Below are 19972 nucleotides of genomic sequence, written 5' to 3'. Positions count from 1 at the left end.
TCAGGCCGCCCAGACCGCCACAGTGCGGTGTCTGGCGGCTTGCTCAGTCTTCAAACGCAAAGCCGACGCCATAGATCGAGCGGATGCAGTCCGCATCATCGCCCATCACCGTGCGCAGCTTCTTGCGCAGGTTCTTGATATGGCTGTCGATCGCGCGGTCGCTCACCTCCAGCGCATCGGCATAGGCCAGGTCCAGCAGCTGGCTGCGCGGGTAGATCTTGCCGGGGTGGCGCTGCAGGATGTGCAGCAGGGCAAACTCGCGCCGCGTCAGGCCCAGGTCCTGGCCACGCCAGCTCGCCTGGCTGGTGGTCTCGTCCAGCTGCCAGTCGCTGGCGGCCAGGCTGGCTGGCGCACCAGGGGCAGGCGGCGCGTGGCGGCGCAAGATCACCTTGACGCGGGCAATCAGCTCGCGCGGTGAAAAGGGCTTGCAGATGTAGTCGTCGGCGCCCATCTCCAGGCCCACCAGGCGGTCCACCTCCTCGACCTTGGCAGTCAGGCAGATGACGGGGCAGATCTGGCGGGCCCGGCATTCGCGCAGAATGCTCAGGCCATCGGTGCCGGGCAGCATCAGGTCAAGAATGGCCAACTGCGGCGGGCGTGCGCGCAGCGCCGCCATGGCCTGGCTGCCATCGGCAAAATGCTCGACCTCGAAGCCGGCATGGTGCAGGTAGTCAATGACCACCGAGGCAATATCGGCCTCGTCTTCGGCGTACAGAATGCGGGGTTTGGCGGTGTTCATGCAACAGGGTCTATCAAGGGCAGGATCAAGGTAAGGCGCAGCCCGCCCAAGGACGAGATGGAGGCCTGCAATTGTCCTCCATGGGCTTGCACAATGCTTTTGCAAATCGCAAGCCCCAAGCCGGAGCCGCCGCTGGCGCGGCTGCGTGAGGTCTCTACGCGGTAAAAGCGTTCAAAAATGCGGGGCAGCTCCGCAGGCGGCACGGAGGGGCTGCTGTCATCGAGGTGCAGCTCCAGCCAGCGCTGGCCCGACGCGGGCGCGGGCGCTGGCCCGTGCAGGCTGGCGCTGATGCTGAGCCGCCCGGGGGCATCGGTGTAGCGCAGGCTGTTTTCCAAAATATTGCCCAGCACCTGGTGCAGCTGCTGGGCATTGCCCTGCACCCAGGCGAGCGGCAGCGCGGTGTGCAGCTCTTGCGCCGTGGGCAGCGCGATGCCGGCCTGGCCAAAGCGGATCTGCACGGCTTCCACCGCCTCGATGGTCAGCGCCCGCATATCGAGCGGGCGCGCCGTGGCGGGCAGGTGGGCGGTCAGCTGCAGCGCGGGTGCGGCTTCGGGCGCGTGCACGACCAGCGCCGTGGGAATGGTGGCGCGCATGTCGCTGACCAGCTGGGTCAGGCGCAGAATCTGGCGGTGCAGGCGCGCAGCCGTCTGCGCATCAAAGCGGCGGATGCCGTCTTGCACCGCCTCGATCTCGGCCCGCACTGCGGCCAGCGGCGTGCGCAGCTCGTGGGCCACCTGGGTCAGCCATTCATGCTGCTGGGCCTGGGCCTGGGAGAGCTGCTCGGCCATGTGGTTGTAGCGGTCGGCCAGCTCCACCAGCTCGTCGTGGCCCGCCACGGCAATGCGGTAGTCGAGCTGGCCGCTGGCAAAGGCCTTGGCGCCTTCGCTCAATGCCTCGATGGGGCGAATCCAGCGCCGGCTCAACCACCAGGACAGGGCGCCGGCCAGCAGCAGGCCCAGCAGACCGGTGATGGCCAGGAACACCAGGTGCTCCTTCAAAAAGGCATTGTCGATCTGGTTTTTCAGGTCTTCGGGCTGGTTCAGCGTCAGGGTGCCGATCAGCATGTGCTGGCTGTCGAACAGCGGGTTTTTGGCGCTGCCTGGTGTGGGCGCTACACCAGCGATCAGCTTGCCCTGGTTGTCGAGCAGGCCCAGGCGCTGGTGCAGCGGGTGGCGCTCGATGGGGCGCAATTGCTGGGTCAGCATGGGGCCAATCGTCGCGCGGCGCGGCGCCTCGCTCTCCGCCGGGGGCGAGACGGGCACGGCCGCCTGGCTGCCAAAGCGGGTCAGCGCGTTCCAGCGCTCCGGCGTCAGCGAGACCCAGTGCGGGTCCTTGGCATACTCGCGCCGCAGCTGGCTCTCCAGGTATTCCAGCCGGCCCAGCTCAATCTGCGCGACATAGCCGCCCAGGCCGCGCTGCAGGCTCCAGTACGAAAAGCCGAAAAACCCCAGCAGCAGGCCCAGCAGCAGCAGCACCATGGCCAGCAGCACCCGTGTTTGCAGACGGGTAAAGCGAAACAGCTGAAGGCGGGGCGTGGTCACAGAGGCAGGTGGGCAAATGAACGGGGAGGGCCAAACGGCAAAAACGGGCAGGCGCAATGCCTGCCCGGCTATTCTCTTACACAGTGCGTGGGTGTGTAAAAGTGTTGCTTGATCGGCGCAATGCCAGCGGTCTTATCAAGGCCCGATGGTGGCGCCGCGCTGCGCCACCAGCTGCTTGCCCACCAAGCGGCAGGTGGCCTTGGCTGTTTTCCCGTTGTCCAGCGTCAGCTGCACGCTATCGCCGGCCTTCTTGCCCTGGCAGGCCTCAATGGCTTGCTTGGACGGCGCGGGCTTGGCGGGGCTGGCCGCGTAGGCCTGGGCGGTGGCGATCCAGAGGGCTGCAGTCACGGCGGTGCTGCACAGCAGACGGTGGCGAAGTGGTTGAGAACTCATGGCATTCCTTGTGTAAAAAGAGGCTCTGCGGCCAGGCCGCGATCTGGTGTGGGACAGAAAGAAGCGGGTGAAACAGAGAAACTGGAGTGTGTTTACGCCTCTCCGCAGAGCCCATGACTGAACTATAGGAGCCAAATGTGGAGGAAGTTGGGCCGGCTTTGTGGCAGGTGTGACAAAGCGAAAACCGCATGCCCATTGGGTTTGGGCGGGGTCAGGCCGATTTTGCAGCGCCGCAAAGTTATGCAAAGCGGCCCTGGTTTCAGAGCAGCGGCGCGGGTGGCGTTGGGCTGTCACCCAGTGGGCGGCGTGCCGCAATGCGCTGCACCACCCGCTCCGGCGTGCGCAGCAGGCCCGCTTCATAGGCGATGACGGACCAGCCGGCACAGACTTGCAGCAGCTCGCCGGGCTGCAGCAGGAAGTCGGGCCGGGAAGGCTTGCCATAGGCGGCATTGCCTTGGGCAAAGGTCTCGTACAGCAGCAGACCGCCGGGCGCCACACTGGCCAAAATCTGCGGCCACAGCGGGCGCCACAGATAGTGCGTGACGACCACCGCATCAAACACCCGGCCCTCGAGCGGCCAGGCCCGATTTTCGATATCGGCCAGCAGCCATTCGCCCGCCGTATCTGCTTGCAGCGCACGCAGCGCCGCGCCATCGCGGTCAACGCCTGTCACCCGCAAGCCCTGTGCTTGCAGGTAGCGGGCATGGCGGCCCTGGCCGCAGGCCAGGTCCAGCACCTGGCCGCCTGCAGGTAGCACCGGTGCAAAGCGGGTGATCCAGGGCGAGGGGGCGGGGCTATGGGACATGCGCTAGAAACAGGCCCAGACATGGTCGGCCATCTGCACCATGAATTCCGGTTGCGTGTAGAGCATGAACACCAGCGTCAGCAGCACCGCCACCAGCAGCCAGATGGCGGCGCGCTGCCAGCCGCGCAGCGGCGCGGCGCCAGCAGTGGGGAGTGAGGGTGGTGCAGGCTGTTGCATGAAAGTTCACTTATCAGGCCGTCAGCGGCAGGCGCTGCACGGGCTCTTCCTTGACCGGCAGATTGACCAGGCCGGCGAACACGCCCAGCCCAATGGCCACGTACCAAACCACATCATAGCTGCCGGTGTGGTCATAGAGGTAACCGCCCAGCCAGATGCCCAGGAAGCTGCCGATCTGGTGGCTGAAGAACACAAAGCCGCTGAGCATGGACAGGTGCTGCACGCCAAAGATCTGCGCGATGGCGCCATTGGTGAGCGGCACGGTGGACAGCCACAAAAAGCCCATCACGGCGGCAAAGACGTAGACCGACCAGGGCGACAGCGGCACCAGCAGGAACACCACGATGGCGATGGCGCGGATGAAATAAATGCCCGAGAGCAGGTAGCGCTTGGCCATGCGCTGGCCGAGCGACCCGGCCAGGTAGGTGCCAAAGATATTGAAGAGGCCGATCAACGCCAGCGAATAGCTGGCCACATGGGGCGGCAGGCCAAAGTCCTTCAGGTAGCTGGGCATGTGTACGCCGATGAACATCACCTGGAAGCCACAGACAAAATAACCGGCGGTCAGCAGCAAAAAGCTGGGGTTGCGAAAGGCCTCTGCCACGGCCTGGGCAATGGTTTGCTGCGCGCCAGCGCCAGCACTGCGCTTGAGCGCATGGAAATTGGGCTCGCGCAGCGCAATGGCCAGCGGCACGATGGTCAGCACCAGGATGGCGCAGACCAGCAGCGCGTTCTGCCAGCCCAGGCTGGCGATCAGCTGGCCCTCGACCGGCACCATGAAGAACTGGCCAAAGGAGCCTGCGGCCGCGGCCACCCCCATGGCCCAGGAGCGTTTCTCAGCGGGCAACTGGCGCCCGATGACGCCATAGATCACCGCATAGGTGGTGCCCGTCTGCGCCATGCCGATCAAAAGGCCGGCGGTGAGCGCAAACATCAGCGTATTGGGCGCCCAGGCCATGCCGGCCAGGCCCAGCGCGTACAGCAGCGCGCCGCAGACCAGCACCTTGCTGGCGCCAAAGCGGTCGGCCAGCATGCCGGTAAAGATGCCGATCAGGCCCCAGCTGAGGTTTTGCACCGCCAGCGCCAAGGCGAAGGACTCGCGCGTCCAGCCCATCTCCTGGGTGATCGGCTGCAGCCAGAGGCCAAAACCGTGGCGGATGCCCATGGACAGGGTCACTACGGCGCCGCCACAGAGCAGCACGCGGGCCATGGACAATCGTTGTGCGTTGTTTTGCATAGTCTAAGGATGTCTCGTTATCCAAGAATTGTTACTCCAACGCCAAAAACCGGCTGTCGCCCGCATATTGCCCGGTGGCCGCCCAAGCCCATTGCAGGCTTTTGCGGCCAAGCGTCGTGAATCGTCAACAAGTTCCACCTGTTTATCTATACAGCTATTTACAATGGCAGCCGCTAGAATGGAAAGTTATGGCAAGCAAAAACACGTCTACCAGTGAATACGCAGAGGGCTCGATACGGGTTCTCAAGGGGCTTGAGCCGGTCAAGCAGCGCCCGGGCATGTATACCCGCACCGACAATCCGCTGCACATCATCCAGGAGGTGATCGACAACGCGGCCGACGAAGCGCTGGCCGGCTTTGGCAAGAAAATTCGCGTCTACCTGCACACCGATGGCTCGGTGAGTGTGGAGGACGACGGCCGGGGCATTCCCTTTGGCCTGCACCCCGAAGAACATGCGCCCGTGGTGGAGCTGGTCTTCACCCGCCTGCATGCGGGCGGCAAGTTCGACAAGGGCCAGGGCGGCGCCTACAGCTTCTCGGGCGGTCTGCACGGCGTGGGTGTCTCGGTGACCAACGCCTTGGCCACCCGCATGGAGGTGACGGTGCACCGCGATGGCTCGGTCGCCACAATGGCCTTTGCCGGTGGCGATGTGGTCGAGCCCCTGCAGGTGCGCGCGATGGTCAGCGGTGACCGCAAGCAGGGCACGACGGTGCGCGTCTGGCCCGATGCCAAGTATTTCGAATCCAGCCACCTGCCGATGGGCGAGCTGGTGCACCTGCTGCGCAGCAAGGCCGTGCTGATGCCGGGCGTGAGCGTGCAGCTGACGCAGGACAAGAGCCGCGAGACGCAGACCTGGCTGTACAAGGGCGGCCTCAAGGACTACCTGCTGCAGACCTTGCCGGTGGACCCGATCATTCCCGTGTTCGAGGGCGAGGGCTTTGCCGGCCGCAGCGATGACCATTTTGCCGAGGGCGAAGGGGCATCGTGGTGCGTGGCCTTTACCGACGAAGGCCAGCCGGTGCGCGAGAGCTATGTCAACCTGATCCCGACCACGGCGGGCGGCACGCATGAAAGCGGGCTGCGCGATGGCCTGTTCCAGGCGGTCAAGAGCTTTATCGAGCTGCATTCGCTGCTGCCCAAGGGCGTCAAGCTGATGCCCGAGGACGTGTTTGCCCGTGCCAGCTATGTGCTCTCGGCCAAGGTGCTCGATCCCCAGTTCCAGGGCCAGATCAAGGAGCGCCTGAACTCGCGCGATGCGGTGCGCCTGGTCTCGGGCATGGTGCGGCCGGCGCTGGAGCTGTGGCTGAACCAGAATGTCGAATACGGCAAGAAGCTCGCCGAGATTGCGATCAAGGCGGCGCAGACGCGCCAGCGCGCCGGCCAGAAGGTGGAAAAGCGCAAGGGCAGCGGCGTGGCCGTGTTGCCCGGCAAGCTGACCGATTGCGAAAGCCGCGACCTGGCCTACAACGAGGTGTTTCTGGTCGAGGGCGATTCGGCCGGCGGCAGCGCCAAGATGGGCCGCGACAAGGAAACCCAGGCCATCCTGCCGCTGCGCGGCAAGGTGCTCAACACCTGGGAAGTGGACCGCGACCGCCTGTTTGCCAACACTGAAATCCACGATATCTCGGTAGCCATCGGCGTGGACCCGCATGGCCCCGATGACGAGGTCGACCTGAGCGGTCTGCGTTACGGCAAGATCTGCATCCTGAGCGACGCCGACGTGGACGGCTCGCACATCCAGGTGCTGCTGCTGACGCTGTTCTTCAAGCATTTCCCGCAGCTCATCGACAAGGGCCATGTCTGCGTGGCGCGGCCGCCGCTCTTTCGCGTCGATATCCCTGCCCGGGGCAAGAAACCCGCTGCCAAGGTCTACGCACTGGACGAGGCCGAGATGCATGCCATCTTCGACAAGGCCGCCAAGGACGGTGTGCCGCGCGAGAAATGCCAGGTCAGCCGCTTCAAGGGCCTGGGCGAGATGAATGCCGAGCAGCTGTGGGAAACCACGCTGAACCCGGACACGCGCCGCCTGTTGCCGGTGCGCCTGAGCCAGACCGATGTGCAGCAAACCCGTGAGGTCATGACCCAGCTGATGGGCAAGGGCGAGGCTGCGGCCCGCCGCGACCTGATGGAGCTGCACGGCCATGAGGTCGAAATTGATATCTGATGTCCTGCTGCCCATGCCGCTGAATAAACAATCGAACCCAAGCCAGCCGCGCGCAGCCGTGCCACAAGCAAAGAAAGCTGAACCCCTATGAGTGAAGAGAACGGTCAGGACCTGCTGTCCAACCCGGTGCCCGACGACGGCGAGAGCCTGGACCTGGGCAATTACGCGCAGCGCGCCTATCTGGAATATGCGCTGTCGGTGGTCAAGGGCCGCGCGCTGCCCGATGTCTGCGATGGCTTGAAGCCCGTGCAGCGCCGCATCCTGTTTTCGATGGAGCGCATGGGCCTGGGCTACAGCGGCCCCAACCGCGCAACGGCGGCCAAGCCTGTCAAAAGCGCCCGTGTGGTGGGCGATGTGCTGGGCCGCTTTCACCCGCATGGCGACCAATCGGCCTATGACGCGCTGGTGCGCATGGCCCAGGACTTTGCCCAGCGCTACCCGCTGATCGATGGCCAGGGCAACTTTGGCAGCCGCGATGGCGATGGCGCAGCGGCCATGCGTTATACCGAGGCGCGCCTGTCCAAGATCACCAGCTTGCTGCTTGACGAGATCGACATGGGCACGGTGGACTTTGTGCCCAACTACGACGGCTCCACCCAGGAGCCCAGCCAGCTGCCCGCGCGCCTGCCGTTCTCGCTGCTCAATGGCGCGAGCGGCATTGCCGTTGGCCTGGCCACCGAAATCCCCAGCCACAACCTGCGCGAAGTGGCCGATGCCTGCGTGGCGTTGATCAAGAAGCCGGCGATGACCGACTTCGATCTGCAGCAGATCATCCCCGGTCCGGACTTCCCCGGTGGCGGCCAGATCATCAGCAGCGACAAGGACATTGCCGATGCCTACCGCACGGGCCGCGGCTCGATCAAGGTGCGTGCGCGCTGGACCATCGAAGAGCTGGCGCGTGGCCAGTGGCAGCTGGTCGTCAACGAGCTGCCGCCTGGCGTGTCCTCGCAAAAGGTGCTCGAAGAGATCGAGGACCTGACCAACCCCAAGATCAAGACCGGCAAGAAGACCTTGACGCAGGAGCAAAGCCAGCTCAAGGCCACCGTGCTGTCCTTGCTCGATGTGGTGCGGGACGAGTCGAGCAAGGATGCGGCCGTGCGCCTGGTGTTCGAGCCCAAGACCGGCAAGACGCCGCAGTCCGAGCTGATCACCTGCCTGCTGGCGCATACCAGCCTGGAGAGCTCCTCGTCGGTCAACCTGACGATGATCGGCATCGACGGCAAGCCCACGCAAAAGTCACTGCGCCTGATGCTGGAAGAGTGGATCGAGTTCCGCCAGACGACGATCACGCGCCGCTCCGAGCACCGGCTCGCCAAGGTGCTCGACCGCATCCATATCCTGGAAGGCCGGCAGACCATTCTGCTCAATATCGATGAGGTGATCGCCATCATCCGCGCCAGCGACGAGCCCAAGGCCGCGCTGATGGCGCGCTTTGACCTGAGCGAGCGCCAGGCCGACGACATCCTGGAAATCCGCCTGCGCCAGTTGGCCCGTCTCGAAGCGATCAAGATCGAGCAGGAGCTGAGCGAGCTGCGCGCAGAGCAGGGCAAGCTCGAAGACATTCTGGCCAACCCCGCCTCGCTCAAGCGCCTGATGGTCAAGGAGATTGAGGCCGACGCCAAGCAGTTTGCCGATGCGCGCCGCACCTTGATCCAGGAAGAGAAAAAGGCGGTTGCCGAAGTCAAGGTGGTCGATGAGCCGGTCACCGTCGTGGTGTCGGAAAAAGGCTGGGTGCGTGCCCGCACCGGCCACGGCCATGCGGCCGACAGCTTCAGCTTCAAGTCGGGTGACAGCCTCTATGGCACCTTTGAATGCCGCACGGTCGACCAGCTGCTGGTCTTTGGCAGCAACGGCCGGGTCTACTCGGTCGCCGTCGCCAACCTGCCCGGCGGCCGCGGTGATGGCCAGCCCGTCACCACCTTGATGGAGCTGGAAGCGGGCACCCAGATCCAGTACTACTTTGCCGGTCCGCTGTCGGCCCATTTGTTGCTAGCCAGCAGCGCGGGGTATGGCTTCACGGCCTTGGTGGAAAACATGGTCTCGCGCCAGAAGGGCGGCAAGGCCTTTGTCAGCCTGGACGAGGGCGATACGCTCTGCGCCCCCTCGCATATCTCGGGCAGCAGCGGCAGCCAGCCGCTAGCCGATGCCAGCCATGTGGCCTGTGCCTCGGTGGGTGGCCGGATCCTCACCTTCGAGATCGGCGAGCTCAACCACATGGCCAAGGGCGGCAAGGGGCTCAAGCTCATTGACCTGGAAGACAAGGACCGCTTGGCCGGTGTGGCCGTCTACACGCGCAGCATCCGCATCGAAGGCGTGGGGCGCGGCGGCAAGGCCCGCGAGGAAACCCTGGAGATCCGCAGCCTGAACAACGCCAAGGCCGGCCGCGCCAAAAAGGGCAAGCTCGCCGACCTGGGCTTCAAGCCCAGCGCCGTGTTCCGCGTCGAATAAAGCGCGCGGTCATTCACTCCCAAGCCCTGCCTGGTATTGTCCGGCAGGGCTTTTTCATGCCCCGTCGTTGCAGCGCCGATCAACGCTGCGCCGGCAACAGCGCCCGCAGATGCTCGACAAAGGCCCGTACGCCCCGGGGCAGATTGCGGCCCGTCAGCGTTTGCAGCTCGATGGAGCGCGCATGCATGCCGCGCTCGCGGATGGGCACGGTGTGCAGCAGGCCCCGGCGCACATACTCGCGCACGGTGACCTCGCCGCCCAGGGTGAGCCCGCCGCCGTGCAATACAAAGCGCACCAGCGCATCGAACTGCCCGCTCTCGAGCACCGGGTCAAACACCAGGCCGCGCTGGCCGCTGGCAATGTCAAACAGCTGGCGCGCGGTATTGCCGTCGTCCAGCAGCGCGAGCGGGTAGGGCTGCATCTGCGCCAGGCTGACGCTGGCAAAGCGGGCCAGCGGATGGCCGGGCGGCATGATCAGGATGACGGGAGAGTTCTGGCGGTGCTGCACATCGATATCGCGCACGGCAGCGCGGCTGTAGGTCAGGCCCACATCAGCCTCGCCATTGCGCACCGCCTGGGTCACCTGGGCGGGTGAGGCCGAGACCAGCTGGAACTGCATGCCCGGGTGCTGCTCGCGGAACGTGGCCATCGCGAGGGGTAAAAACTCAAACGCAAAACCCGCCGATGCGCAGACCCGCACCTGGCCCCGGCGCAGGCCTTGCAGTGCCTCGATATCGGCGACCACGCGCTCGGCATCCAGCGCGTGGCGCTTGGCATGGGTGGCCAAGAGCTCACCGGCCGCACTGGCCACCATGCCGCGCGGGCGGCGCTCGAACAGCGGCACCTGCAGCACTTCCTCCAGCGATGCGATCTGGCGGCTGACGGCCGAGGCCGAGACATTGAGGCGCAGTGCGGCCTCGCTCACCGAGCCGCTGCGCACGACCTCCAGAAAATAGCGGATGGCGGTGTCCTGGAGGTGCTGCGAGGGGGTCATGGTCTGCTTTGCAAAAAACGCAACGATAACCGCAAAAAATTGTGATTGTCGAAATAGGCCGCATTGCCTATGCTGGATTTTTCTGACATCAAAGAGACATACCTCCCATGCCATCCCAGCCTGTTCCTGCCGACCACAGCATCGTCGAGTTGAGCGCCGTGGCGCTGTCCGCAGCCATCCAGCGGCGTGCGCTGTCCTGCACCGAGGTGTTGCAGGCCTTCTGGGGCCAGATCGACCGGCTCAACCCCCAGGTGAATGCGCTGGTCGCGCCCATGCCGCGCGAGCCGCTGCTGGCCCAGGCCGCGCAGCTCGATGCTGAACTGGCCCAGGGCAAAAGCCGGGGGCCGCTGCACGGCTTTCCACAGGCGCCCAAAGATATTTCGCCCGCCGCCGGCATGGTCACCACCAAGGGCTCGCCCATCTTCCAGGGCCAGGTCAGCAGCAGCGATGCAGTGATTTTTGAGCGCATGCGCGCAGGCGGCGCGCTCTTTGTGGCGCGCAGCAATTCGCCTGAGTTTGGCCTGGGCGGCCACACCTACAACCCGGTCTACGGCACCACGCGCAATGCCTTTGACCAGAGCCGCTCGGCCGGTGGCAGCAGCGGCGGTGCAGCCGTTGCGGTGGCCTTGCGCATGCTGCCCGTGGCCGATGGCTCGGACATGATGGGCTCGCTGCGCACGCCAGCGGCCTTCAACAATGTCTACGGCCTGCGCACCTCCGTGGGCTGCGTGCCGCATGGCCCGGGCGATGAGGTGTTCTTCCAGCAGTTCAGCGTGGCCGGGCCCATGGCACGCGATATTCCCGATCTGGCCTTGCTGCTGTCGGTGCAGGCGGGCTTTGATGCGCGCTTGCCGCTCACGCGCCGCAGCGAAGGCGCGCAGGACTGGGGCCAGGGCCTGGAGCGTGACTTCCGGGGCCGCAAGATCGCCTGGCTGGGCGACCTGGGCGGGCACCTGCCGACCGAGCCGGGCCTGCTTGAGACCTGCCGCGCGGCGCTGGGCGCCTTTGCTGATATCGGCTGCACGGTGGATGAGGTGCTGCCCGACTTTGACCTGGAGCAGCTGTGGCGGGCCTGGATCGATCTGCGCAGCTTCAGCGTGGCAGGCGCCAATGCGGCGCTGTATGACGACCCGCAAAAGCGTGCGCTGCTCAAGCCCGAAGCGCTGTGGGAGATGGAGCGCGGCCGCGCGCTGTCGGGCATGGATATCTATGCCGCCGCCAAGGTGCGCAGCAGCTGGTACGAGGTGCTGCGCCGCTTGTTCGAGCGCTATGACTTTGTCGTGCTGCCGGCTGCGCAGGTGTTTCCGTTCGACGCCGAGCTGGACTGGCCCCATGCCGTGGGCGGCCGCAGCATGGACACCTACCACCGCTGGATGCAGACGGTGGTGGGCGCCACGATGGCCGGCTTGCCGGCCTTGTCGGTGCCTGCCGGCTTTGGCCCCAACGGGCTGCCTGCCGGTCTGCAGATCATCGGGCCTACCCAGGCTGACAAAGCGCTGCTGCAAATCGGCCATGCCTACGACCAGGCCAGCGGCCATGCGCGCCGGCGCAGCCCCTTGCTTGGCTAGCCGAGCCGCGCTTGCCGGCCCCTATCGCCCAGCACATTTTCCCCTGCGCATACCGCAGCAGACCCGGCGCCTTGGCAGCGCGGGTCTGCGATGGTTCTGCACCCGTTTGTTCACAAAAAGGTAGATCCCATGTCCATGCCGATATCCCGTCACCGCTTTTTGACCTACCTGGCCGCAGGCGCTGCCGGCCTGGCTTTGCGCCCTGCGCTGGCGCAGGGCTACCCCGACCGCGCGATCAAGCTGGTGGTGCCTTTTGCACCCGGCGGGGCCACGGATATCCTGGGACGGCTGCTGGCCTCGCAGCTCAGCGACAAGCTGGGCCAGTCGGTGTTTGTCGAGAACCGCCCGGGGGCAGGCACGGCCGTTGCGGGCGGCCAGGTGGCCAAGTCGGCTGCCGATGGCTATACCTTGTTTCTGGGTGCCAGCTCCACCTTGGCGATGAACCCGGTGGTGCGCAAGGCGCTGCCCTATGACCCGATGCGCAGCTTCAGCATGCTGGGCCTGGTCGCAGACATGGGCCTGGTGCTGGTGGCGAACCAGGCCGTCAAGGCCACATCACTGCAGGACCTGGTGGCGCAATCGAAGGCGGCGCCAGACCGCTTTTCCTACGGCTCCTTCGGCCCGGCCTCGTCGGTGCACTTTGCCGGCGAGATGCTCAAGACGGCGACCGGCATGCGCATGCTGCATGTGCCCTTCAACGGCAGCACGCCGAGCCTGACCGCGCTGATGGGGGGCCAGGTGCAATTGGCGGTGGACACCGTGGTGGCGACCACGCCGCTGATCAAGGCCGGCAAGATCAAACCGATTGCCGCGCGGGGCGCCCAGCGCCTGGCCTTGCTGCCCGAGGTGCCGACCGTGGCCGAAAGCGGCTTTCCCGGTTTTGACATGAGCACCTGGTTTGCCTTTTTGGCGCCCGCTGGCCTGCCTGAGCCGGTGCGTGCCAAGCTCGAAGCCGCCTTGGCCGATGTGATGGCCCAGCCCGCTACCCAGCAAAAGCTTGAAAGCATTGGCCTCACGCCCGCCTGGGGCAATGGCCGTGCCCTGCAGGCCCGTGTGGAGCGCGAGTTGCCGCTGATGCGCGATGTGGCGCAGCGCGCCCAGATTGAGGTGGAGTAAGCCTTGGTTTGAGCGGCTGGGGAAACTTGGGAGCGGCGCTTAGCGCAGCGCTTCCCACCACTGCTTGTTGCTGCGCGGCTGGCCCACGGTCAGCACCTCGCCGATCTCGGGCGTGGCCAGTTGGATGCCCTGCTGCTGCGCCAGCGCCGCGAGCCGGTCCAGCGGCTCACGCCAGCCGTGCATGGCCAGCGCAAAGGTGCTGTTGTGCACGCTGTAGAGCACCTGGCCGCGCACATCGCTGAAGGCCTGGATGGTTTCTTCCGGCGTCATGTGCACGGAGGGCCAGTAGGCGTCGTAGGCGCCGTTTTCCATCAGCGCGAGGTCCATCGCGCCAAACTTGTCGCCAATGGCCTTGAAGCCGGGGAAGTAGCCGGTATCGCCGCTGTAGTAGATGCGCTGGCCACCGGTCTGCAGCACCCATGACGCCCAGAGCGTGCTGTTGCGGTCATTGAGCGTGCGGCCCGAGAAATGCTGGCTGGGCGTGGCGGTGACTTCGACGCCGGCGTGCTGCTCCTGCTGCCACCAGTCGAGCTCGACAATGCGCTCGGGCGCCACGCCCATGTCCCGCAGGCGCGCGCCCACGGCCAGCGGCACAAAGTAGCGCTCGACCTTGCCCAGCAGGAACTTGATCGTCGGCTCGTCCAGGTGGTCGTAATGGTCGTGCGACAGGATGAGACCGGCAATCGGCGGCAGGTCCTGCAAGGGCAGCGGCGTGGGGTGGAAGCGCTTGGGGCCGATAAAGCTGAACGGCGATACGCGCTCACCAAACACCGGGTCGATGAGCCAGTATTGGCCCTGGAGCTTGAGCAGGTGCGAGGAGTGGCCGAGCCGGATCACATGGTTGGCATCGGCGGGCAGCGCTTGCAGCTGCGCCGGGGTGACGGTGTGGACCGGAATGCTGTCCTGCGGTGTGGTGCCGCTCTTGTCACCAAACAAAAAGCGCGACCAGATCTGAAAGCCGCCGGCATGGGGCTTGGCCGCCGGATTGGGCGGGTTCTGAAAGCGCTTGTCGGCCGAGGAATACTGGGGCGATGCCTGGTAGCGGCGCTGGCTGTCCTCGTCGGGGGTGGAGGCGCAGGCCACCAATGAGCAAGCAGTGGCCACCAGCCAGCCGCTGCGCAGGCGCTGAAAGCCGCCGTTGCCGCGGGTGGTGTTGCTGGAGGAGGGCGCGGGGCGGGGCTCTTGCATGGGGTGTGTCAATCAGGCAGGGGGGCGTTAGCGACTGCCATGATACGGCGCCCATAAGAAAGCCGCATGGCTGCGGCTTTTGTAGGGATTTAGCGAAAAATCTATTGATTAATCGACAGATTTATTCCATTTCGGCGATGAGTTCGATCTCGACACAGGCGCCCCGGGGGACCTGGGCGACGCCAAAGGCGCTGCGGGCATGCGCCCCCTTGTCGGGACCAAACACCTGGGCCAGCAATTCGCTGGCGCCGTTGGTGACCAGATGTTGCTCGGTGAAGTCTTCGGTGCTGTTGACCAGGCTCATCAGCTTGACAATGCGCTTGACCCGGTTCAGATCGCCGCCCACTGCTGCCTGCAGGGTGCCCATCAGGTCGATGGCGACCGCGCGCGCTGCCTGCTGGCCTTCGGCGGTGTCCATGGTCTTGCCCAGCTTGCCGGTCCAGGACTGGCCGTTCTTGCTGGCCGTGTGGCCGCTGATAAAGACCAGTTTGCCGGTTTGTGCAAACGGTGCGTAAGCCGCAGCCGGTGTGCGCACGGGCGGCAGTTCAATGTTCAGCGCTTTGAGTTGGTCGTAGATGCTCATGCCGGTGTTGTCCTTGCTGGGTGGAAGACAGAGATCTTAGAGCCCCCACCGGGCGTGGATGCATGCAAAAACAATGCGGCGCCATACCCGCAGGGCATGGGCGCCGCATGGCGGGTTGCGTGGCTTAGGCCAGTTCGGCGATCAGCTCGATCTCGACGCAGGCACCCATGGGGATCTGGGCGACGCCAAAGGCGCTGCGGGCATGGGCACCTTTTTCAGGGCCAAACACTTCGGCGAACAACTCGCTGGCGCCATTGGTCACCAGGTGCTGTTCGGTGAAGTCACCGGTGCTGTTGACCAGGCTCATCAGCTTGACCACGCGCTTGACACGGTTCAGGTCACCACCGGCGGCATGCTGCAAGGTGCCCAGCAGGTCGATGGCCACCGCGCGGGCCGCGAGCTTGCCTTCTTCGGTGTTGATGTTGCGGCCAAACTGCGCCACCCAGGGCTTGCCATCCTTGCGGGCGATATGGCCGCTCAAAAACACCATGTTGCCGGTCTGTACATAGGGCAGATAGGCGGCTGCGGGTACCGCCAGTGGCGGCAGGCTGATGCCGAGGGCCTGGAGTTTGTCGTAAACGCTCATGGAGTCCTTTCAAAAGTGGAGGCGGGGCAAAGCGCCAAGTGTGGCACAAATGCCCTGCCAGGGCGCCGTTTCCCATGTCGCTTGAGAGGGGCGGCGGTGAACTCTAGGGCAAGCCCTGATCGGGCCTGCAGGCAGCGCTGCCTAGCATGTGGAGATGATGGAGACCTCTTCCTGCAAGCGGGCAGACCAGCGCAGTGTGGGGCCGGGCTGGGCGGGCTACTGGCGACCGGCGGCCTGGCTCTGGGGCATCCTGGCGGGTACGGCGCTGCAGCTGCAGCAGGCCAGCCTGGCGCCTGTCTGGCAGTACGCGGCATTGGCGCTCTTGGGGGCGGTGGCCAGCCTGCTGCTGAGCCGCTGGCGCGGGCCGCTGCCGTGGCCGGATCGCGCGCTGTGCTGCCTGGCCGCCGCTGCGCTGGCCTTGGGCCTGGCGGGCATGCGTGCCGCCCATCAGGCGCAAACGCAGCTGCTGCCAGCGTTGGAAGGGCTAGACCTGCAGGTCGAGGGCGTCATTGTCGCCATGCCTTTGCCGATCACCGGCGGCCAGCGTTTTCGGCTCAAAACCGGGCAGGCCTGGCGGGGCGGACAAGGCGGGCAGCAGGGGGCGCCGGTGGCGGTGCCGCCGCTGATCGACCTGTCGTGGTACCGCGCCGACCACCGGGCTTTTTCGGCTGCGGCGCCCGAGCCGTCTGCATCGGCAGAGGCTGATCTTCCGCTGCTGCAGGCGGGGCAGCGCTGGCGGCTGCCGCTGCGTTTGCGTGCCCCCCATGGCAGCCTCAATCCGCATGGTTTTGACTACGAGATGTGGATGTGGGAGCAGGGCGTGCAGGCCACGGGCTATGTGCGCCACGGCCAGGCCCAGGGGCCGCAGCTGCTGGCCTCCGGCCAAGGCCATGTGGTGCAGCGCTGGCGGCAGGCGGTGCGCGATGCCATGGTGCAGCGCCTTGCCCCGCCGGGCCAGGCGCAGGCGTCAGAGCAGGCGCGCATTGCCGGCGTGCTGGTGGCGCTGGTGACCGGGGAGCAGCGTGCCATTGAGCGCGAGGACTGGCGTGTGTTCCGCACCACCGGCGTGGCCCATTTGATGGCGATATCGGGCCTGCATATCACCTTGTTTGCCTGGGTGGCGGCAGCGCTGATCCGCATGGGCTGGCGGCGCAGCCCGGCGCTGTGCCTGTGGCTGCCGGCACCCCATGTCGCCCTGTGGGGCGGGGTGCTGTGCGCGGGGCTCTATGCGCTCTTCAGCGGTTGGGGCATTCCGGCGCAGCGCACGGTGCTGATGCTGGTGGTGGTGGCCGCGCTCGCTGCGAGCGGCCGGCAATGGCCCTGGCATATGCGCTGGCTGCTGGCCTGTGTCTGTGTGGTGCTGGCCCAGCCCATGGCCTTGCTGCAGGCGGGGTTCTGGCTGAGCTTTCTGGCAGTCGGTATCTTGTTTGCATCCGACCGAGGGGGGGGTAGCCGCAGCGCTGCACTGCCCGAGCAAGGCAGGGCGCAGCGCGGCCTGCGCGGCGCCTGCGCTGCCGCCGCCAAGCTGCTGCGCGAGCAGTGGGTGGTGACCCTGGCGATCACGCCCTTGTCCCTGCTGCTGTTTGGCCAGGTGTCGCTGGTCGGCTTTGTGGCCAATCTGCTGGCCATCCCCTGGGTGACCTGGGTGGTCACGCCGCTGGCCTTGCTGGGCGCCGTGCTGCCGCCGTTGTGGACGGCAGCGGCCTGGGCGCTGCAGCCCTTGATGGCCGCGCTGCAGTGGCTGGCCAGTTGGCCCCATGCGGCGTTGTGGCTGGCGGCAGCGCCGGGCTGGGCGGCGTTCGTTGCCGTGCTGGGTGGCATCTGGCTGGTGCTGCCCTGGCCTTGGCGCTTGCGGCTGCTGGGCCTGCCTTGCCTGCTGCCCGCCTTGTTCTGGCAGCCGCTGCGGCCACCCCATGGCCAGTTTGCGCTCTGGGCGCTGGATGTGGGCCAGGGCCAGGCGGTGGTGGTGCAGACGGCGAGGCACAGCCTGCTGTATGACGCGGGCCCGTTGTACGGGTCTGGCAGCAATGCAGGCGACCGGGTGGTGGTGCCGGCGATGCGGGCGATGGGCGTGCGCGGGCTGGACAGCGGCCGGCTCGATCTGCTGGTGCTCAGCCACGCCCATGTGGACCATACGGGCGGTGCCCAGGCGGTGGTGGAGCAGCTCCAGCCGGTGGGCATGCTGGGCTCGCTGCTGCCCCATGAGCGCCAGCGCCTGGGCATTGCCGAAGCGCCCTGGCAAGATTGTGCTGCGGGCCAGGCCTGGATCTGGGATGGAGTGCATTTCAGCATTCTGTTTCCGGGGGCGCAGGAGCTGGGTGCCACAGACAGTTCCATTCCAAGGGATAGCTCGGGCAATGCCCACAGCTGCGTGCTGCGTATCGAGGCGGCGGCGCACGGCGGCCATGCCGCCAGCGCCTTGTTGCCCGGCGATATCGAGCGGGCCCAGGAGTGGGCGCTGGTGCAGCGCTATGCGGGAGCGCCGTCTGTGTTGCGGGCCGACCTGATGCTGGCCCCACACCACGGCAGCAACACCTCGTCCACGCGGCCGCTGCTGGAGGCGGTGCGCCCGCGCTGGGTGGTGGCACAAACGGGCTACCGCAACCGCTTCGGGCACCCGGCTGCGCGGGTACAGCAGCGTTACCAGGAGATGCAGATTGTGCTGCGCAACACGGTCCATTGCGGTGCAGCGCACTGGCGCTCCGACCAGCCCCAGACGCTGCTGTGCGAGCGGCAAAAGCGGCCGCGCTATTGGCGCCACCAGGCTGCCGAGCAGGGCCAGACAAGCGGCATATTGGATATTAACAAAACAAATCAAGCACTAATTCTTGATGAAGGTTAGTACTTAGTTTTGGGTGGCGCGAAACTTGCTAAGCTGCTGGTGCCAGAAAGGATTTTGCGATGCAAAAGTTCGATGAGATGTACCAGGGCCTGCCTTATGCAGCAGGTGCCGAAAGAGCGCACTACCAAAGCTATGCCAAATGGCTGCAGCTGCAGCCCTTCGAGAAGATGCAAGCCTTGCGCGAGGAGGCCGAGCTGATATTCCGCCGCGTAGGGATCACCTTTGCGGTCTATGGCGAAAAGGACGAAGACGGCTCGGGCACCGAGCGCCTTATTCCCTTTGATCTGATCCCGCGCATCATTCCCTCGCAGGAGTGGGCCCAGATGCAAAAGGGCCTGGTGCAGCGCGTGGCAGCCCTGAACCGCTTCATCCACGATGTCTACCACGACCAGGAAATTCTGAAGGCCGGCATCATTCCGCGCGACCTGGTGCTCGACAACAGCCAGTACCGGCCCGAGATGCGGGGCGTGCATGTGCCGCTGGACACCTATGCGCATATCGCCGGCATCGACATCGTGCGCGCAGCCGAGGTGGACGGCAGCGGCACCTACTATGTGCTCGAAGACAACCTGCGCGTGCCCTCGGGCGTGTCGTACATGCTGGAAAACCGCCGCATGATGATGCGCCTCTTTCCGAGCCTGTTCAGCAGCCATGCGGTGGCGCCGGTGGCGCATTACCCGGATATGCTGCTCGACACCTTGCGTGCCAGTGCGCCCAACCAGGCGGCCAACAACCCCACGGTGGTGGTGCTGACGCCGGGCATGTACAACAGCGCCTACTTTGAGCATGCCTTCCTCGCCCAGCAAATGGGCGTGGAGCTGGTCGAAGGCCAGGACCTGCTGGTGCGCGATGATGTGGTCTACATGCGCACCACGCAGGGTCTGCAGCGGGTGGATGTGATCTACCGCCGGGTCGATGACGACTTTCTCGACCCCACCGTTTTCCGCCCCAGCTCCACCCTGGGTTGCGCCGGCCTGATGCGCGCCTACCGCAAGGGCAATGTGGCCATCTGCAATGCAGTGGGCACGGGCGTGGCCGATGACAAATCGGTCTACCCCTATGTGCCGGCGATGATCCGCTTCTACCTGGGTGAAGAGGCCATCCTGAAGAACGTGCCGACCTGGATGTGCCGCAAGCCCGATGACCTGGCCTATGTGCTGGACCACCTCGATGAGCTGGTGGTCAAGGAGGTGCATGGCGCTGGCGGCTACGGCATGCTGATCGGCCCGGCCTCCACGCGCGCCGAGATCGAGGCCTTCCGCGCAGTGCTCAAGGCCAAGCCCAATGGCTATATCGCCCAGCCGACCTTGAGCCTGTCGAGCAGCCCCACCTATGTGGAAAGCGGCATTGCGCCGCGCCACATCGATCTGCGCCCCTTTGTGCTGAGCGGCAAGGAGGTGCAGATGGTGCCCGGGGGCCTCACGCGCGTGGCGCTCAAGGATGGATCGCTGGTGGTCAACTCCTCGCAAGGCGGGGGCACGAAGGACACCTGGGTGCTGCGCGGCCCGGAGGACGATTACAGCGAATGGGATGGCATGCAGCAGTGAGCCCCGGAGGTTCCTGTTTGAAAGCCATCCATCTGCCTAGCGA

16 protein-coding genes are annotated in these 19972 nt (G+C 65.7%); 6 read left to right on the top strand and 10 right to left on the bottom strand.

The features are described 5' to 3' along the window. Positions 1 to 43 precede the first annotated feature (43 nt). The 6 genes from WH265_RS05540 to WH265_RS05515 all read right to left on the bottom strand — a co-directional run bounded on the left by WH265_RS05540 (position 44) and on the right by WH265_RS05515 (position 4892). On the bottom strand, positions 44 to 739 hold the full coding sequence (locus WH265_RS05540) for a response regulator (RefSeq protein ID WP_021027693.1): 696 nt from the start codon (positions 737 to 739) through the stop codon (positions 44 to 46). Continuing rightward, positions 736 to 2280, bottom strand: a complete 1545-nt coding sequence (locus WH265_RS05535) for an ATP-binding protein (protein ID WP_339557617.1) — start codon at positions 2278 to 2280, stop codon at positions 736 to 738. The genes WH265_RS05540 and WH265_RS05535 overlap by 4 nt, the downstream gene beginning before the upstream one ends. Before the next feature lie 135 nt (positions 2281 to 2415). Further along, positions 2416 to 2673 (bottom strand): hypothetical protein, encoded by a 258-nt coding sequence (locus WH265_RS05530; protein ID WP_339520849.1) that lies wholly within the window; start codon positions 2671 to 2673, stop codon positions 2416 to 2418. Positions 2674 to 2932: 259 nt separating this feature from the next. After that, positions 2933 to 3478 (bottom strand): class I SAM-dependent methyltransferase, encoded by a 546-nt coding sequence (locus WH265_RS05525; protein ID WP_339557616.1) that lies wholly within the window; start codon positions 3476 to 3478, stop codon positions 2933 to 2935. Positions 3479 to 3481: 3 nt separating this feature from the next. Continuing rightward, entirely contained in the window at positions 3482 to 3655 is a 174-nt protein-coding gene (locus WH265_RS05520; protein WP_021027689.1) for a hypothetical protein, read from the bottom strand. Positions 3656 to 3668: 13 nt separating this feature from the next. Further along, entirely contained in the window at positions 3669 to 4892 is a 1224-nt protein-coding gene (locus WH265_RS05515; RefSeq protein ID WP_339520845.1) for an MFS transporter, read from the bottom strand. Between the two features lie 188 nt (positions 4893 to 5080). On the opposite strand from WH265_RS05515, the gene WH265_RS05510 reads away from it, so the two are divergent. Further along, a complete protein-coding gene (locus WH265_RS05510; RefSeq protein ID WP_339557615.1) occupies positions 5081 to 7057 on the top strand; it encodes a DNA topoisomerase IV subunit B in 1977 nt (658 codons plus the stop codon). 87 nt (positions 7058 to 7144) lie between these two features. Next, the gene (parC, locus tag WH265_RS05505; protein WP_339557614.1) at positions 7145 to 9505 is read left to right on the top strand and encodes a DNA topoisomerase IV subunit A; all 2361 of its coding nucleotides are present in this window, start codon (positions 7145 to 7147) and stop codon (positions 9503 to 9505) included. A 79-nt stretch (positions 9506 to 9584) separates the two neighbouring features. Here parC and WH265_RS05500 read toward each other — a convergent pair whose 3' ends face one another. Continuing rightward, positions 9585 to 10499, bottom strand: a complete 915-nt coding sequence (locus WH265_RS05500; RefSeq protein WP_339557613.1) for a LysR family transcriptional regulator — start codon at positions 10497 to 10499, stop codon at positions 9585 to 9587. A 107-nt stretch (positions 10500 to 10606) separates the two neighbouring features. On the opposite strand from WH265_RS05500, the gene WH265_RS05495 reads away from it, so the two are divergent. After that, positions 10607 to 12067: an amidase gene (locus WH265_RS05495; protein WP_339557612.1), complete on the top strand. Its 1461-nt coding sequence runs from the start codon at positions 10607 to 10609 to the stop codon at positions 12065 to 12067. Between the two features lie 135 nt (positions 12068 to 12202). Further along, positions 12203 to 13183 (top strand): Bug family tripartite tricarboxylate transporter substrate binding protein, encoded by a 981-nt coding sequence (locus tag WH265_RS05490; RefSeq protein WP_339557611.1) that lies wholly within the window; start codon positions 12203 to 12205, stop codon positions 13181 to 13183. Between the two features lie 39 nt (positions 13184 to 13222). Here the strand turns inward: WH265_RS05490 and WH265_RS05485 are convergent, their stop codons facing one another. The 3 genes from WH265_RS05485 to WH265_RS05475 form a co-directional block, all read right to left on the bottom strand. Further along, positions 13223 to 14371: an MBL fold metallo-hydrolase gene (locus WH265_RS05485; protein WP_021027682.1), complete on the bottom strand. Its 1149-nt coding sequence runs from the start codon at positions 14369 to 14371 to the stop codon at positions 13223 to 13225. A 121-nt stretch (positions 14372 to 14492) separates the two neighbouring features. Continuing rightward, positions 14493 to 14954, bottom strand: coding sequence for a RidA family protein (locus WH265_RS05480; RefSeq protein ID WP_339557610.1), 462 nt, complete (start codon positions 14952 to 14954; stop codon positions 14493 to 14495). Between the two features lie 124 nt (positions 14955 to 15078). Continuing rightward, positions 15079 to 15540, bottom strand: a complete 462-nt coding sequence (locus tag WH265_RS05475) for a RidA family protein (protein WP_021027680.1) — start codon at positions 15538 to 15540, stop codon at positions 15079 to 15081. A gap of 157 nt (positions 15541 to 15697) precedes the next feature. Here WH265_RS05475 and WH265_RS05470 point away from each other — a divergent pair, with 157 nt between their 5' ends. Both WH265_RS05470 and WH265_RS05465 read left to right on the top strand, forming a co-directional pair. Next, positions 15698 to 18382, top strand: coding sequence for a DNA internalization-related competence protein ComEC/Rec2 (locus WH265_RS05470; protein ID WP_339557609.1), 2685 nt, complete (start codon positions 15698 to 15700; stop codon positions 18380 to 18382). A gap of 59 nt (positions 18383 to 18441) precedes the next feature. Further along, positions 18442 to 19929 (top strand): circularly permuted type 2 ATP-grasp protein, encoded by a 1488-nt coding sequence (locus WH265_RS05465; protein WP_021025530.1) that lies wholly within the window; start codon positions 18442 to 18444, stop codon positions 19927 to 19929. The last annotated feature ends 43 nt before the right edge of the window (positions 19930 to 19972 follow it).

This window comes from Comamonas sp. MYb396, assembly GCF_037479555.1.
GTDB lineage: Bacteria > Pseudomonadota > Gammaproteobacteria > Burkholderiales > Burkholderiaceae_C > Comamonas.
Note: the sequence above shows the minus strand (reverse complement) of the source record. Positions and strands in the feature narration are given on the sequence as shown.

Coding starts and splice junctions, on each gene's coding strand:
- WH265_RS05540 (WP_021027693.1), bottom strand. CDS start 739: ATGAACACCGCCAAACCCCGCATTCTGTACGCCGAAGACGAGGCCGAT.
- WH265_RS05530 (WP_339520849.1), bottom strand. CDS start 2,673: ATGAGTTCTCAACCACTTCGCCACCGTCTGCTGTGCAGCACCGCCGTG.
- WH265_RS05525 (WP_339557616.1), bottom strand. CDS start 3,478: ATGTCCCATAGCCCCGCCCCCTCGCCCTGGATCACCCGCTTTGCACCG.
- WH265_RS05520 (WP_021027689.1), bottom strand. CDS start 3,655: ATGCAACAGCCTGCACCACCCTCACTCCCCACTGCTGGCGCCGCGCCG.
- WH265_RS05515 (WP_339520845.1), bottom strand. CDS start 4,892: ATGCAAAACAACGCACAACGATTGTCCATGGCCCGCGTGCTGCTCTGT.
- WH265_RS05510 (WP_339557615.1), top strand. CDS start 5,081: ATGGCAAGCAAAAACACGTCTACCAGTGAATACGCAGAGGGCTCGATA.
- parC (WP_339557614.1), top strand. CDS start 7,145: ATGAGTGAAGAGAACGGTCAGGACCTGCTGTCCAACCCGGTGCCCGAC.
- WH265_RS05500 (WP_339557613.1), bottom strand. CDS start 10,499: ATGACCCCCTCGCAGCACCTCCAGGACACCGCCATCCGCTATTTTCTG.
- WH265_RS05495 (WP_339557612.1), top strand. CDS start 10,607: ATGCCATCCCAGCCTGTTCCTGCCGACCACAGCATCGTCGAGTTGAGC.
- WH265_RS05490 (WP_339557611.1), top strand. CDS start 12,203: ATGCCGATATCCCGTCACCGCTTTTTGACCTACCTGGCCGCAGGCGCT.
- WH265_RS05485 (WP_021027682.1), bottom strand. CDS start 14,371: ATGCAAGAGCCCCGCCCCGCGCCCTCCTCCAGCAACACCACCCGCGGC.
- WH265_RS05480 (WP_339557610.1), bottom strand. CDS start 14,954: ATGAGCATCTACGACCAACTCAAAGCGCTGAACATTGAACTGCCGCCC.
- WH265_RS05475 (WP_021027680.1), bottom strand. CDS start 15,540: ATGAGCGTTTACGACAAACTCCAGGCCCTCGGCATCAGCCTGCCGCCA.
- WH265_RS05470 (WP_339557609.1), top strand. CDS start 15,698: ATGGAGACCTCTTCCTGCAAGCGGGCAGACCAGCGCAGTGTGGGGCCG.
- WH265_RS05465 (WP_021025530.1), top strand. CDS start 18,442: ATGCAAAAGTTCGATGAGATGTACCAGGGCCTGCCTTATGCAGCAGGT.